Source organism: Bradyrhizobium sp. USDA 372 (assembly GCF_053629095.1).
The window spans coordinates 974,358-987,429 of sequence record NZ_JBRJHR010000001.1; the positions used below are offsets into that span (position 1 = coordinate 974,358).

16 protein-coding genes and 1 tRNA gene are annotated in these 13,072 nt (G+C 65.1%); 7 read left to right on the top strand and 10 right to left on the bottom strand.

All coding sequences use genetic code 11. The features are described 5' to 3' along the window. Nucleotides 1–145 precede the first annotated feature (145 nt). The 3 genes from AB7M16_RS04720 (at nt 146) to AB7M16_RS04730 (ending at nt 2,386) form a co-directional block, all read left to right on the top strand. The gene (locus AB7M16_RS04720; RefSeq protein WP_172783307.1) at nt 146–325 is read left to right on the top strand and encodes a CsbD family protein; all 180 of its coding nucleotides are present in this window, start codon (nt 146–148) and stop codon (nt 323–325) included. Then, nucleotides 322–1,476, top strand: a complete 1,155-nt coding sequence (locus tag AB7M16_RS04725) for a DUF305 domain-containing protein (protein WP_453943266.1) — start codon at nt 322–324, stop codon at nt 1,474–1,476. Before AB7M16_RS04720 ends, AB7M16_RS04725 begins: the two co-directional genes overlap by 4 nt. A 127-nt stretch (nt 1,477–1,603) precedes the next feature. After that, entirely contained in the window at nt 1,604–2,386 is a 783-nt protein-coding gene (locus AB7M16_RS04730; protein ID WP_453943267.1) for a Crp/Fnr family transcriptional regulator, read from the top strand. 57 nt (nt 2,387–2,443) lie between these two features. Here AB7M16_RS04730 and AB7M16_RS04735 read toward each other — a convergent pair whose 3' ends face one another. The 3 genes from AB7M16_RS04735 to AB7M16_RS04745 form a co-directional block, all read right to left on the bottom strand. Continuing rightward, nucleotides 2,444–3,052, bottom strand: a complete 609-nt coding sequence (locus AB7M16_RS04735) for a cysteine hydrolase family protein (RefSeq protein WP_453943268.1) — start codon at nt 3,050–3,052, stop codon at nt 2,444–2,446. Nucleotides 3,053–3,179: 127 nt separating this feature from the next. Continuing rightward, a tRNA-Leu gene (locus tag AB7M16_RS04740) sits at nt 3,180–3,264 on the bottom strand. Nucleotides 3,265–3,432: 168 nt separating this feature from the next. Then, complete coding sequence (locus AB7M16_RS04745) at nt 3,433–3,675, bottom strand: FliM/FliN family flagellar motor switch protein (protein WP_018647371.1); 243 nt, start codon at nt 3,673–3,675, stop codon at nt 3,433–3,435. Nucleotides 3,676–3,755: 80 nt separating this feature from the next. Between AB7M16_RS04745 and lipB the strand changes: the two genes are divergently transcribed. Continuing rightward, entirely contained in the window at nt 3,756–4,517 is a 762-nt protein-coding gene (gene lipB / locus AB7M16_RS04750; RefSeq protein ID WP_453943269.1) for a lipoyl(octanoyl) transferase LipB, read from the top strand. 200 nt (nt 4,518–4,717) lie between these two features. Continuing rightward, nucleotides 4,718–5,431, top strand: coding sequence for a DNA helicase (locus AB7M16_RS04755; protein ID WP_453943270.1), 714 nt, complete (start codon nt 4,718–4,720; stop codon nt 5,429–5,431). Between the two features lie 45 nt (nt 5,432–5,476). Here AB7M16_RS04755 and AB7M16_RS04760 read toward each other — a convergent pair whose 3' ends face one another. Next, nucleotides 5,477–5,899, bottom strand: a complete 423-nt coding sequence (locus AB7M16_RS04760; RefSeq protein ID WP_453943271.1) for a tautomerase family protein — start codon at nt 5,897–5,899, stop codon at nt 5,477–5,479. Between the two features lie 111 nt (nt 5,900–6,010). Here AB7M16_RS04760 and AB7M16_RS04765 point away from each other — a divergent pair, with 111 nt between their 5' ends. After that, entirely contained in the window at nt 6,011–6,865 is an 855-nt protein-coding gene (locus AB7M16_RS04765) for a LysR family transcriptional regulator (protein ID WP_453943272.1), read from the top strand. Here the strand turns inward: AB7M16_RS04765 and AB7M16_RS04770 are convergent. From AB7M16_RS04770 to AB7M16_RS04785, 4 genes are read right to left on the bottom strand one after another with little or no spacing between them, the layout of a single operon-like run. Further along, on the bottom strand, nt 6,862–7,269 hold the full coding sequence (locus AB7M16_RS04770) for a hypothetical protein (protein WP_453943273.1): 408 nt from the start codon (nt 7,267–7,269) through the stop codon (nt 6,862–6,864). The genes AB7M16_RS04765 and AB7M16_RS04770 overlap by 4 nt on opposite strands. Nucleotides 7,270–7,302: 33 nt before the next feature. Next, a complete protein-coding gene (locus AB7M16_RS04775; protein ID WP_453943274.1) occupies nt 7,303–8,739 on the bottom strand; it encodes a TIGR01777 family oxidoreductase in 1,437 nt (478 codons plus the stop codon). Next, on the bottom strand, nt 8,736–9,401 hold the full coding sequence (locus AB7M16_RS04780) for a DUF4166 domain-containing protein (protein WP_453943275.1): 666 nt from the start codon (nt 9,399–9,401) through the stop codon (nt 8,736–8,738). The genes AB7M16_RS04775 and AB7M16_RS04780 overlap by 4 nt, the downstream gene beginning before the upstream one ends. Nucleotides 9,402–9,418: 17 nt before the next feature. Then, complete coding sequence (locus tag AB7M16_RS04785; RefSeq protein WP_453943276.1) at nt 9,419–9,976, bottom strand: GbsR/MarR family transcriptional regulator; 558 nt, start codon at nt 9,974–9,976, stop codon at nt 9,419–9,421. Nucleotides 9,977–10,116: 140 nt separating this feature from the next. Between AB7M16_RS04785 and AB7M16_RS04790 the strand changes: the two genes are divergently transcribed. Beyond that, nucleotides 10,117–11,634 carry an ATP-binding protein gene (locus AB7M16_RS04790; protein ID WP_453943277.1) on the top strand — a complete coding sequence of 506 codons (1,518 nt, stop codon included), beginning with the start codon at nt 10,117–10,119 and terminating at the stop codon, nt 11,632–11,634. A gap of 179 nt (nt 11,635–11,813) precedes the next feature. Here AB7M16_RS04790 and AB7M16_RS04795 read toward each other — a convergent pair whose 3' ends face one another. Both AB7M16_RS04795 and AB7M16_RS04800 read right to left on the bottom strand, forming a co-directional pair. Then, nucleotides 11,814–12,113 carry an acylphosphatase gene (locus AB7M16_RS04795; RefSeq protein ID WP_172783295.1) on the bottom strand — a complete coding sequence of 100 codons (300 nt, stop codon included), beginning with the start codon at nt 12,111–12,113 and terminating at the stop codon, nt 11,814–11,816. After that, entirely contained in the window at nt 12,110–12,976 is an 867-nt protein-coding gene (locus tag AB7M16_RS04800) for an isocitrate lyase/PEP mutase family protein (RefSeq protein ID WP_453943278.1), read from the bottom strand. The genes AB7M16_RS04795 and AB7M16_RS04800 overlap by 4 nt, the downstream gene beginning before the upstream one ends. Between the last annotated feature and the right edge of the window lie 96 nt (nt 12,977–13,072).

A 13,072-nucleotide genomic window follows, 5' to 3' on the forward strand; every position in this document is an offset into this window, starting at 1 on the left:
GTTTCGAAGAGTCTCATCAATGCTTTCCGGCGTCTCCCCCCGCCGCCGGAGGCAGTTTGCAAGACCGCAGCCCCGGCGCCCACGCCCCCTTCAGGCGCCGGGGTAGCGGCGTGAGCCCGTCGGCAGGACATATCGGAGGCAGCTCATGGGCAAGACCAAAGGTCTGCAGCAACGGATCGCCGGCAAGACCAAGCAGGCCGTCGGCGAAATCATCGGCGACCAGGATCTGCACGATGACGGCAAGGCACAAGCCGAGCGCGGGCGCGCCGAACAAGACAAGCCGAGCGAGCTCAATCCGCTGAAGAAGCTCAAGCAGCTGACGTGAACGCAGAGCCGCGACCAGCGCTCGCGAGTGGGGCGCGGCGCAGCATCGGCGAGCGGCGGCGTTCGCGCTGGATTGCCGCGGCCGCCCTCGGCCTGATCAGCAGCACGTTCTCGACCATCGTCAGCCAACTCTTCGCCGCCCGCATCGGCCGCGATGCCGCCGTCGACTGGATGACGGTTGCCGCAATTCCTGCGCGCGATTGGGCGATCAGCTCCGAGCCATCCTGGAGCGCAATCCTGACCGGGATCGCCTTTCACCAATGGGCCGATTTTTCCTGGGCGTTGGTTTTCTTTGGCGTGCTCGGACGCTGGACGGCCGACTTGCGGCCGATGACGATCCTGCTGCTGGCGCTGCCCTGGGCCGTGTTCTCTTCAGGCATGGAATGGTTCGTGCTGGTGCCGCTGTTTCCGTTTTGGCAGCCGCTGTTCACGCTGCAACAACCCTACTGGATCGGCCTGCTGGTCCACGGCTCCTCGGCCGTGATGTATCCTCTGTTCGCGCGCCTGCGCTGGAAGCGCGGGACTGCGCCTGACAGCGACGTGCGGTTCACCAACATGTGGATGACCGGCGCGCTGGCCGTGATTGCGGTGCTCGGTGCGGTCGCAATGTTCGGCGGTCACGGTTACGAGCCGCCGTGGATGGGCCGCGACAGGGATCACGACCAGGCCTACATCCGTCACATGACCACGCATCATGCCCAGGGCATCGAGCTGGCACGGACAGCGGCCGAGCGCGCGCAGGATCCACATCTACGGAAGCTCGCGATGCTGATGGTCGCGAGCCAGACCGGAGAGAACCAGATCTTCGAGAATTGGTGGCTGAGCTGGTTCGACACGGAGATGCCCGATTGCAGCACCGAGGAGCGTGCGGCGATGCCGGGCTTTCTGACACCGGCCGAGATGCGCCAGGTCAAGACCGCGCCGCCGGACCAGTTCGACGCGCTGTTCGTCGAGGCGATGAGCAGGCACCACCGCGGTGCGGTCAGGATGGCCGACCGGATGTGGCACAGCCGCGGCGACCCTCGCCTGCGCATCATGGCGCACGCCATCCGCCACGCGCAGCAGGGCGAGATCGCACTGATGCACGGCACGAGCGGCGTCGCCGCCGTGACCACAGGCGTACGCAACATGCTCGGCGACAACGTCAATTGAGTGCGAGGAACCTTGGATCGGCGAGCGGCTTGCTGCCTCCGCGATACCCCAAGCGAACGTATCAAACGTTAATGCTTTCCGCCGTCGTTCTCGGCCACACTTGGAGCGATGGGGGATCGGAGATCAAATGCAGGCAGGATTTGCATTCTCGAAACTCGCCGACCGCCTGACGAGCCTCGTCGAACTGACCCCGGACCATCTCGATCTGCTCGCGGACATGCCGAGCAGCATCGCGCATTTCGGCGCGCATCAGACCATCCTGCGCCACGGCGATGAGGCAACGCAATGCTGCCTGGTGCTTCAGGGATATCTGTCCTGGCTAAATGACGAAAGCGCGGATGGCCAGATCACCGCGATCTGCGTGCCCGGCGACATCGCCAACCTGCAAAGCCTGTATCGCCCGCGCATCGAGGGCAACCTGACCGCACTCGGCCCCGCAATCGTCGCGCTCGTGCCGCACCGCTTCTTTCGCGAGCTCGCGGTGCGTTCTCCGGCGATGTCGCATGCCCTGCTGTTGATTCTGCTTGCCGATCACGCCATCCAGCGCAACTGGACGGTGAACCTCGGCAGCCGGGACGCATTGACGCGCGTGGCGCATCTGCTTTGCGAGATCACCGTTCGGCTGCAAGCCGTCGGGCTCGCCAGAGACTTCAGATTGTCCTCGCCGTTCACCCAGTCCGATCTCGCCGCGGCCTGCAGCATCTCCCCGGTTCATGCCAACCGCACCATCCAGGAGCTGCGCCGCTGCAATCTGCTGCAATGGCAGGGCAAGACCTTGACCATCACGGACTGGCCGGGCCTGGTCCGGCTTGCCGGTTTCGACCCGGCCTATCTGAACATGCGATCCGGCGCAGACCACGCGCAGCCGCCGCATGCGAGACCGGTGACCGCCGACGTCGCAGTCGCTTGATCTGACTCGATGGCGGCGAGGAAGCTTGTGCAGCCGATGAGATCGGATCGTAGCTCCCTACTCCCGCCAGATCTCGCCCAACTCTTCTGCCGTCACCAAGTCGACCTGGCCGTGGAAGCGGGTGCGATACATCGTCATGAGCGCATCGTGGCCGACGTCGGACGAGCTGCACAGCGCGTCCTCGATGATGACGATCCTGAAGCCGAGATCGACGGCGCTCAGGACTGTCGAGAGCACGCAGACGTCCGTTTCCGCGCCCGATATCACGACGGTGCCGACGTTCTTCTCGACCAGCAGGCTCGCAAGACCGGGATTGCTGAACGCGGAATAGGCCGGCTTGTCGATCACAGCGGCCGGCGGAATGAACCGGGCCAAGGCCGGCACGAGCTCCAGAGCCGATGATGGCAGATGCCTGCGCGTCGCTTGGCGCCAGCGGCGGAAATAGCTCTGCCATTGCCCCGGTCGATCCTCCGGATCCTCAGGGGTGATGAAACGCGTGAAGATCGTTCTTTCCGCGTGGCGCGAAACGACCGAGACTACCGTCGGCAGGACGCGCTCCATCCACGGCGTCGCCCAAAGGCCGTCCGGAGCGAAAATGTTCTGCATGTCGATGCACAAGTGAACCGCGCCGCGGACCTCGGCAACATCGGACGTAGCGTCCCTCATCAGCCTCCACCTTCAAGCGCATTCGGCGACCAGTTGCGAATGCAAGGCGAGGGCTTTGGTTCCGAAGCGCCGCGATGCGGCGCGAACCTGGGCGAAAACCCGCCCAGAAAAGCTATAAAAATGAAGGTGGTGCGCTCGGAGGGACTCGAACCCCCACGGTGTTACCCACTGCCACCTCAAGGCAGCGCGTCTACCAGTTCCGCCACGAGCGCTAGGAGATGCCGGCCTGAGGTCGTTCGGGTGGCCGGATCAGCGGCCGCCGATCTAACAAATCCATCAGGGGGATACAAGCCTGCAAAGACCCTGAATTCCACAAGCTTGGCAGGAATTCTCACCTGCCCGGATCGGCCCTATCAAGGCCCTGGCGCCAATGGCGTGCCCTACCGGGTCCCCGGCGAGCGCGGCAGCATCTGCTTGACCTCGACCGCGATTCGGTTGCGGTCGACCAGCACGACGCCGGAGGCGACCGGCAGGTTATTGGCGAGCACCTTGACCTCGTCGGCCTCGGTTGCGTCCAGCTCGATGATGGCGCCGCGGGAAAGGCGTAATACCTGATGGATCGGCATGGTGGTGGTCCCGAGGACGACCATGAGATCCACGGTGACTTTGTCGAGAGTGGGCACTGTCAGGACCGCCGCAACTTGGGACTTACGCCAAAGGACTTGGCATTTGCTCCTGATCATCACCACGTTATGGTTAGCCAATGGTTAATTCGCCCCAAAACCCCGGCCAAGAACGGCGTCAGGACCAGCGTCAACACCTCGATTTGACGTCGTTTTCCGCCGCGGGCGGCGAAGTCGTCGAATGGCGGATTTCGGACGCTCCGGTGCCCTATCCGGAGGCGGTGGCGACCATGGAGGCGCGCGTCGCGGCGATTGCCGCGGGCGAGGCGCCGGAATTGGTCTGGCTGCTCGAGCACCCCCCGCTCTACACGTCGGGCACATCGGGCAAGGAGAGCGACCTGCTCGAAGCCCGATTCCCGACCTTCGCGACGGGGCGCGGCGGGCAGCTCACCTATCACGGGCCCGGCCAGCGCGTGGCCTACATCATGCTCGACCTCAAGCGCCGCCGGCCGGACGTGCGCGCCTATGTCGCGAGCCTGGAGGAGCTGATCCTGAAGACGCTGGCCGCCTTCAACGTCCGCGGCGAACGGCGCGAGGACCGGGTCGGCGTCTGGGTCAGACGCCCCGACAAGGGGCCTGAGCACGAAGACAAGATCGCGGCGATCGGCGTCCGCCTGAAGCGCTGGGTCTCGTTTCACGGCATCGCGATCAATGTCGAGCCGGAGCTGTCGCATTTCGCCGGCATCGTGCCCTGCGGCGTCGTCGACCCCCGCTACGGAGTCACCTCGCTGGTCGATCTCGGCCAGCTCGTGACCATGGCCGATGTCGATATCGCGCTTCGGCAGGCGTTCGAAGAGCTGTTCGGACCGACCCGCGCGCTGCTGCCGGAAGCGGCCGTCTAATACTTTTTTCTGTTTGAGCTGACCGCGCACGCTCTCCGCCCCTGGCGGAATCAGCTATGCTTCATTCCGGTGTCGCCCACGCCTCCCCCCTCCGCCGGGAAAGCAGACCTCATGCCGGGCGAGTTGATCATCGGCCGACTGTTCGAGCGCCAGGCATAAGGAGGGGTTGCGATCCATGCTCGCAATGGGAGGTTTTGACGATGAAACTGTCTGCACCCATCTACCATCTGAAGCGCACGGCCAAGCGCCTGTCCCGCGAGGCCGGCATTCCGCTCCACGACGCGCTTGACCGCGTCGCTGCGACGGAAGGGTTTTCCGCCTGGAGCATGCTGGCGGCAAAGGCAGCCGCACGGACTCCGGCGAGCAAACTGTTCGCGCAATTCCGTCCGGGCGATCTGGTGCTGGTCGGGGCGCGTCCCGGCCAGGGCAAGACGCTGATGAGTCTCGAACTTGCCGTCGAAACCATGAAGTCCGGCCATCGCGCCGCGTTCTTCTCGCTCGAATATACCGAGAAGGATGTGCTGGAACGTCTGCGGGTCATCGGCGCGGAGCCGGCGCAGTTCGACAAGCTGTTCGAGGTGGATTGCTCGGACGTCATCAGCGCCGACTATGTCGTGAAACAAATGGCATCGGCGCCGCGCGGCACGCTCATCGTGATCGACTATCTGCAACTGCTCGACCAAAGGCGGGAAAATCCCGATCTGACGGTGCAGGTGCGCGCGCTGAAATCGTTTGCGCGCGACATGGGGCTGATCGTCGTCTTCATCTCGCAAATCGACCGGTCCTACGATCCCGCGGTCAAGCCCTGCCCCGATCTCGGCGATGTCCGCTTGCCGAACCCGCTGGACCTAACACTGTTCGACAAGACGTGCTTCATCAACAACGCCGAAGTGCAGTTCCGCGCCGCCAGCTGATGGCTTCGGGCCGCGGGTGAGATCGTTCACCCGCGGCCTGCAACGTCATGCCGCCTGCAGCGTAACCTCGAGCTTGCCGGCGATGTAGCGCCGCTCCTGGGTCAGGCCGCCAAAGCCGTAGGCGTCGCCCTTGACCTCGTCGACATGCAGGTAAGTCTCGGGATGCAGCGGGCCCAGGATCTCGGCCATGCGCTTGAACATGGCGGCGAGATAGGCCGCCTTCTCGTCCTTGGTGTTGGTGCCCTCGGTGACATGGATGTCGATCCAGTAGCTGGCGAGCTTCTGCTCCGCGAGCGACTTGCCGCCGGCGAACCAGTCGCCGGCATCGACCGACTTCACGATGATGGCGGTGACCTTCGGGTCCTTGTGCAGGATCTCAGCGGTGAGCTCGGACACGGCATTGGCGATGTCGGCCTTCAGCGACGGCGACTGGCGGGACGAGGTGTAGGACACGGTGATCAGCGGCATGGTGGTTCTCCCTAAGATGCCACGCGACCTGCGCGGCGTTGGTGAGAAGCTAGACCTGCGGGCGTCATTTTGGTATCTTATCTCTAGTGATATCAATGATAACGATCTGTAATGACAGCCACGCTCGACATCGCCACCGTCCAGGCCTTCCTGCTGGTCGCCGACCTCCAGAGCTTTACCCGCGCCGCCGAAGCGCTCGGCACGACGCAGGCGGCTGTCAGCCTGAAGCTGCAGCGTCTGGAGACGCTGCTGGCAAAGCGGCTCGTCGAGCGCTCGCCGCGTGCGGTCCGGCTCACCGCCGATGGTGCGGCCTTCCTCGATCGCGCCCGCGCGCTGATGGCGGCGCATGATCGCGCGCTGTCGGGCGACGCGTCAGCCGCGCAGTCGCTCACACTCGGCATCTCCGATCACGCCGCGGGACCCGAACTGGTGCCGCTGCTCGAACGGTTGCATGCGATGTCGTCGAACCTCACCCTCGCCGTCACCATCGGCTTCTCGCGCGAGATGCAGGATGCCTATGATGCGGGCGAGCTCGATGCAGTGATCGTGCGCCAGGAAGGCAGCCGCCGCGGCGGCGAGAAGCTGGCCGAGGACGAGTTTGGCTGGTTCGCGTCACGGCGCCTCACCCTGCCGAAGGGCGAACCTTTGCCGCTTGCGACACTCGCCCCGCCCTGCGGGGTGCGCGCCGTCGCCGTGCGCGCGCTCGACAAGGCCCGCATCCCCTGGCGCGAACGCTTCGTCGGCGGCGGCGTGACGGCGGTGGTCGCTGCCGCGCTCGCCGGTCTCGCAATCGCGCCGCTGGCGCGGCGGATCGCGCCTGCCGGGTTGGTCGACGTCGGGCCTGCGCACAAGCTGCCGAAACTCGGCAGCTCGAAGGTGATGCTGCATTCGAAGATCAGCGATCCGGCAAAACTCGCCGCGCTGCGTGCGGTGGCGGCGACGTTTCGGAGTGTGGCGGCGAACTAGTGCTGAGATCGCGGGCGCTCCTTGCCCGCGTGGCGCCCTGCGATATGCCAATAGGCCAGTCCGGCAAAGCACCCGGCCACGACAAAGAGCCAGATCGATCCGTCGACCCTTCCGAAGAGCACTGTCTGGCTCACGGCTCCGGCCACCCCGCCAGCAAGGACGAAGAAGGGCAATGACCGGATGCAGAACCGTTCGCTGAGCCATATTGCCACCGCTGACGGAATTCCGCTCAGCGCGCAAACGAACACCAGCACGGCCGGCACGCCAATCAGGATCGCCACGCCGAAATCGGCCACGGACCGCACGGCGAAACTGTCGACGCGCGGCAGCGCAAGGAGGAGCAGGAGAAATAGCTCGATAACAGCCGTTGCCGTCAAGCATGCGCCAAACCAGCCTCGCGTCATTCGAGCAACGCTCTCGCAAGACATGACATCACCTCACAAGATCGCCTCGAACGCACTGCGCAGCGTCTCGTGGCGGAACACGAAGCCGCGGCTCAGCGCCTTGTTCGGCAGCACGCGCTGGCCGCCGAGCAGCAGCTCGTCGGCAAAGCCGCCGCCGATCCGGCGGAGCAGGCCGCCGGGGATACGGAACACCGCAGGCCGGTGCAGGCGGCGGCCGAGTTCTTCCGTGAATTTTGCATTGGTGACCGGGATCGGCGCGGTGGCATTGACGGGACCCGCCAGATCCGGCGTCGCGATCACATAGGCGATCAGGCGGATCAGATCGTCGCGTTCGATCCAGGACATCCACTGCCGCCCGGTGCCGAGCGGGCCGCCGAGGCCGAACTCGAACGGCGTCAGCATGCGCGTGATGAAGCCGCCTTCGGTGCCGAGCACGAGGCCGATGCGCAAATACACCACGCGCACGCCAAGCTCCTCCGCCGGCCGCGCCGCTGCCTCCCAGGCCGCGCACAGCTCGTGGCTGAAGCAGGCGTGAGATTTGGCCGACTCGGTCAGCACCTGGTCCGCCCAAAGGCCGTACCAGCCGATCGCCGAGCCGCTGATCAGTACCTCTGGCTTGCGCGCGAGCCGCGCGATCAGTTTGACGATATCGCCGGTCATGCCGATGCGCGAGCCGATGATCTTCGCGCGCTTCGCTTCGGTCCACAGGCCGTTGCCGATCGGCTCACCGGCGAGGTTGACAATGGCATCGATCTGCGTGTCCGAGGCGAGCTGATCGAGGCTCGTGATCAGCGTCACCGGCGGCGGCAGCATCTCGGCTTTCGCGGGATTGCGGATCAGCGCGATGACGTGATGCCCTGCCCCGCTAAGGCTTGCCGCAAGACGGCTGCCGATGAAGCCGGTGGCGCCCGATATCAGCACGGTCTTGCGGCTGGGTAGCTTTTCGACAAGTCCCGCCGCCGGCACGCTTCGCATGCGGGCGAGCCGGCGCATCGCCGCAAAATCCCTGACGCCGCACAGCGCAGCGCCGAGTGCGCAGGCGGTCGCGGCGATGCTGAGCAGACCCTCGTAGACGACGATCACGCCGACGGGCTGCATCGCCCAGGCGATCAGTACGGGCATCAGCAGCACCAGGATGGCGCCGTAATTGATCGCAAGCAGCGTGTGATTGATGCGCTCGCTCGGCGGCAGCTTGCGGCTCAGATCCTCCTCGACGAAATCCATCAAGGTGATGATGATCTCGGCGACCAGCACCGCGACGATCAACAGCGCCAGCACGCCGTGAACCTCGAGCCAGCCGAGCACCAGGAACAGCAGCGCATAGAGCATGTTGCGGATGCCGTGCAGCTTCAGCTCGAAGCGCTGTGACGACCGCCAGGCCAGGCGCTCGGTGAATTCGTGGTGATAGAAGGTGTCGAACACACCCATCACGATCTGGATGGCGATGAGTGTCCACAACAGCGGCGTCATGATACGGCCTCCCTGAACAGGACGGACTGATGGATCAGCGCGCCGTGACGCGGGTGAGTGACATCGAGGGTGAAGCGGAAAGCACCCTCGCCGAGATCTCGATGCGTCACGGTCAGCTCGCCCGGCGTCAGCCAGCGCGGCAGCGGAAGCCACAGGCGTCCAAGCTGAAGGCCGTAGCCGGCGCTGCGAAAGATCAGCACCTGATCCTCGACCGCGATGCGCAGCGCCATCGACACGCCGAAGCCGACATATTCCTCGAGCCCGGTAGGACCGGCAAAGCGCTTGGCGGAATGGATCACCTGCGGAAAGCCGCGCTTGCGTGCGCAGATGCGCGTCCAGGTCTGGCCGCCGGTCGCACCGTCCTCGGTGACCGTGACGATCATGGGCACCCCGATGTCGCGGCCGGTGGGCAATGGTCCGCCGATCAGGCGCGCGGCATGCGCGAACCACCAGCCGAAATCGCTGAAGGCGAGCTCGTCGACCACGCCGACATAGACGACACTGTCGCCGTCGGCGACGCGTTTCGAGAAGCGCCGCCAGGTCGCCAGCGGCAAGCGGCCCCAATCCTCGTCCGACAGCAGCGCGCGGAAACGGCGGTCGTCGAGCAGTCTCGTGTGAGCGGAGGTCGATGCGTTGGAGCCTGATAGTCTTGCCGACGTCATCGCAACCTCCTCAGATCCTATTTGACCTTGCCGATCGGCAGCAGGTTGGCGATCTTCTCGCCAAGCCGCATCAACGCGACCAGCCGCGGCCGCGGCACTTTCAGCATCTGCGTGAACCAGTGGTCGGCGAGCTCGGTGAACGCGAGCATCTCGTTCAGGCGCTTGGCCGCGACGGGACTGATGCCGGGATCGTCCGTGGCATCGGACACGCAGGCGCGAAGCGCTGCGATCGCCGGGTCGATCTCCCGCTCCTTGCGCCGCGCCGCGATCCTCGCGGCGATCTCCCAGATGTCGGTCTCGGCCTCGTAATGGTCGCGGCGGTCGCCCAGGATCGGCACCCGCCGGATCAGGTTCCAGGCGAGCAGCTCCTTCAGCGAGTTGGAGACGTTGGAGCGTGCCATGCCGAGCGTGTCGGCGATGTCCTCGGCGGTCATCGGCGCCTCGGCGAGATAAAGCAGCCCATGAATCTGGCTCACCGAGCGATTCACTCCCCACTCGTCGCCCATATCGCCCCAATGCAGGATGAAGCGCTCGACGGCGGCGGGAAGTTTCTTCTTTCCGGTTATTTCTGTCATGACAGAAATATCTGACGAACCCCATTTCTTGTCAAGAAGAAGCCTTGCATACGGCCCCCCAGGCCTGCCTAAAAATGTCCCAGATGGCGGGAACCATCCCGACCTCTTCGGCGTTTGTTCCCGTCGAGGCGGGGTCCGGAATGGCCGAAAAGTTCAGTCAACAGAGAGACCTGTTCGAGAGCGAGCGCAGTTTTCGGCTGTTGGTTGAGGGTGTCGCCGACTACGCCCTCTATATGCTTGACCCAAACGGGACCATCACCAGCTGGAACATCGGCGGCGAACGCATCAAGGGTTACCCCCCCGAAGAAATCCTCGGCCAGCATTTTTCCCGTTTCTACACCGAGACCGACCGGGCCAATGGCAAGCCGGCGCGGGCGCTCGGAATCGCGCGCGAAAAGGGCCGATACGAGGAGGAAGGCTGGCGCGTCCGCAAGGACGGCACGTTCTTCTGGGCGAGCGTCGTAATCGACCCGATCTACGAGGACGGCAAGCTGATCGGCTTCGCCAAGATCACACGCGACATCACAGAGCGTCGCAATGCCCAGCTCAAGCTCGAGGCGATGCAGAAGCAGCTGGCCGAGTCGCAGAAATTCGATGCGCTCGGACAGCTCACTGGCGGGGTGGCCCACGACTTCAACAATCTTCTGATGATCATCAGCGGCAGCCTTCACATCCTGAAGAAGAACGCCGCCGACGACCCCAAGCTCGAGCGCGCCATTTCGGCGATCGACACCGCGACCAAGCGCGGCGCAGCGCTGACCAACCAGCTTCTCACCTTCGCCCGGCGGCAGAGCGTCAACCCGCAGGCGATCGATTTTGCCGAACGCGTCGCGGCCATCCGCGAGGTGCTCGACGCGGGCGTCGGCAGCTCCGTGCGTATCGCCTTCGACATTCACTCCGACACCTGGCCGATCAAGGCCGACGTCTCCGAGCTCGAGACCGCGCTGCTCAACCTCGTCATCAATGCCCGCGACGCGATGCCGGACGGCGGCACGGTGACGATCGCGGCACGCAACATCGTGCTGAATGAGGCGCCCCTCGTCGGCGATTTCATCGCGATCGACGTCCGCGATACCGGGCTTGGAATTCCCTCCGACGTCCTCGACAAGATCTTCGAGCCGTTCTTCACGACCAAGGCGATCGGAAAAGGCACGGGCCTCGGCCTTTCGCAGGTCCACGGCTTCGCCCACCAGGCCGGCGGCACGGTGAAGGTGGCAAGCGAGCTCGGCAAGGGCACGACATTCACCATCGTCCTGCCGCGCGGCACGGATGTGCCGTCGCGGGAGACGGCGGGAACGGCGTTCCGCGGCAGCGGCACGGTGCTGCTGGTCGAGGACAATCCCGATGTCGCGCTGGTCAGTATCGGTCTTCTGGAGCAGCTCGGTTATCAGGTGCGCCGTGTCGCCGATGCCGAAGCGGCATTGCGCGAGATCGAGAGCGACGGCGTCGATTTCGTGTTCTCGGACATCGTCATGCCCGGCAAGATGGACGGCCTCAGCCTCGCCCATCACCTCCGCCAGATCCGTCCCGGCCTGCCGATCCTGCTCGCCACCGGTTACAGCGAGGTCGCCGCCGGCGTGCGCGGCGATTTCCCGATCCTGCGCAAACCCTACGAGATCCACGAGCTGAGCGAGGCGATCTCGAAACTGCCAAGGTGAATGTTTCTTCTTCACCTCTCCCCGCTTGCGGGGAGAGGTCGAATTCGATCGCAGATCGAATTCGGGTGAGGGGGTACAGGTCTTTCTACGACCGCTCGCGTTGAGAGAAGCCCCTCACCCTAACCCTCTCCCCGTAAGAACGGGGCGAGGGAACGCACCGCCTGCGGGGAAAGAAACACCTACACCGTCGGCAGTACGGAAAACGCCTCCCCTGCCCTGCGCAAATTCAGCTCATCCACGCTTGCGGTTTCACTGGTGACACTGTCGACGCGCGAGAGCGGCGGGCCGTGGCGGCACAGCGCGACCATGTCGGCAACGTGCGTCGGCGCACCCGCGAACAGCGCTTCCACGCTGCCGTCACGGCGGTTGCGGACCCAGCCTTCGAGGCCACACGCGGCGGCCTGGAACTCCACCCAGGCCCGATAACCGACGCCCTGCACGCGGCCGCGGATCATGACCTGGAGAATCACCCGGCTCATGGCTTCGATCCGAGCCAATCGGCGCTACGCGCCTTGACTGCGGCCTCGCGCGCAACGCGGGCCATCAGCTCCGACGATGCCACGCCCTTGAGGCTCTTTGGCGCCGTGCCCTCGCGCAACGCCTTCTGCGTCTCGTACACGGCTTGCGTCGCCGCGGCGATCGGCGCATGGCCCTGCAGCGCGATGCGGACGCGCTGACCGGCAAGATAATCGAGCCCGCTCAATTCCTCCGACGCGCCGCCGAGCACGATCGGCAGGCGCGTGGCGGCGGCGATCGCCTCGAGCTCGGCGCGCGACTTGATGCCGGTGAAAAACAGCGCATCGACGCCGGCCGCCTCGTAAGCCTGGGCGCGGCGCACCGCATCCTCGATCGAGGTGATCGCGGCTGCGCCCGTGCGGCCCATGATGACCAGCGAGGGATCGCTGCGGCCGGCGAGCGCCGCCTTCATCTTGCCGACGCCCTCTTCGAGGGAGATCAGCTGCGCCTTCGTCTCACCGAATGCCGCCGGCAGCAGCGTGTCCTCGATGGTGAGGCCGGCCGCGCCGGCCGTCTCCAGCTCCTGCACCGTGCGGCGCACGTTGAGCGCATTGCCGTAGCCGTGATCGGCATCGACGAGCACCGGCAGCGCGGAGGCGCGGGACATCCGCCGCATCTGCTCGGCGAGCTCGGTGAGCGTGATCAGCGTGACATCGGGGTCGCCGAGCACGGCGAGAGAGGCCACCGATCCGCCGAACATGCCGAGCGGAAAGCCGAGATCCTCGGCAATTCGGATCGAGATCGCGTCATAGACCGAGCCGGGATGGACGCAAATTGGGCCCGACAGGGTGGAGCGCAGTTTCTCGCGGCGGGAACGAAAGGCCATGGTGCCCTCTCAATTGTTGCGACGCAGCCGCAACATACTCCGTCATTGCGAGCGCAGCGAAGCAATCCAGAATCTTTCCGCGGAGGCAGTCTGGAT

Bases quoted from the DNA above. Each gene is read 5' to 3' on its own strand.
- AB7M16_RS04790 (WP_453943277.1), top strand. From the start codon at position 10,117: ATGGCCGAAAAGTTCAGTCAACAGAGAGACCTGTTCGAGAGCGAGCGC.
- AB7M16_RS04785 (WP_453943276.1), bottom strand. From the start codon at position 9,976: ATGACAGAAATAACCGGAAAGAAGAAACTTCCCGCCGCCGTCGAGCGC.
- AB7M16_RS04755 (WP_453943270.1), top strand. From the start codon at position 4,718: ATGAAACTGTCTGCACCCATCTACCATCTGAAGCGCACGGCCAAGCGC.
- AB7M16_RS04760 (WP_453943271.1), bottom strand. From the start codon at position 5,899: ATGCCGCTGATCACCGTGTCCTACACCTCGTCCCGCCAGTCGCCGTCG.
- AB7M16_RS04795 (WP_172783295.1), bottom strand. From the start codon at position 12,113: ATGAGCCGGGTGATTCTCCAGGTCATGATCCGCGGCCGCGTGCAGGGC.
- AB7M16_RS04800 (WP_453943278.1), bottom strand. From the start codon at position 12,976: ATGGCCTTTCGTTCCCGCCGCGAGAAACTGCGCTCCACCCTGTCGGGC.
- AB7M16_RS04770 (WP_453943273.1), bottom strand. From the start codon at position 7,269: ATGACGCGAGGCTGGTTTGGCGCATGCTTGACGGCAACGGCTGTTATC.
- lipB (WP_453943269.1), top strand. From the start codon at position 3,756: ATGGTTAATTCGCCCCAAAACCCCGGCCAAGAACGGCGTCAGGACCAG.
- AB7M16_RS04720 (WP_172783307.1), top strand. From the start codon at position 146: ATGGGCAAGACCAAAGGTCTGCAGCAACGGATCGCCGGCAAGACCAAG.
- AB7M16_RS04775 (WP_453943274.1), bottom strand. From the start codon at position 8,739: ATGACGCCGCTGTTGTGGACACTCATCGCCATCCAGATCGTGATGGGT.
- AB7M16_RS04735 (WP_453943268.1), bottom strand. From the start codon at position 3,052: ATGAGGGACGCTACGTCCGATGTTGCCGAGGTCCGCGGCGCGGTTCAC.
- AB7M16_RS04765 (WP_453943272.1), top strand. From the start codon at position 6,011: ATGACAGCCACGCTCGACATCGCCACCGTCCAGGCCTTCCTGCTGGTC.
- AB7M16_RS04780 (WP_453943275.1), bottom strand. From the start codon at position 9,401: ATGACGTCGGCAAGACTATCAGGCTCCAACGCATCGACCTCCGCTCAC.
- AB7M16_RS04730 (WP_453943267.1), top strand. From the start codon at position 1,604: ATGCAGGCAGGATTTGCATTCTCGAAACTCGCCGACCGCCTGACGAGC.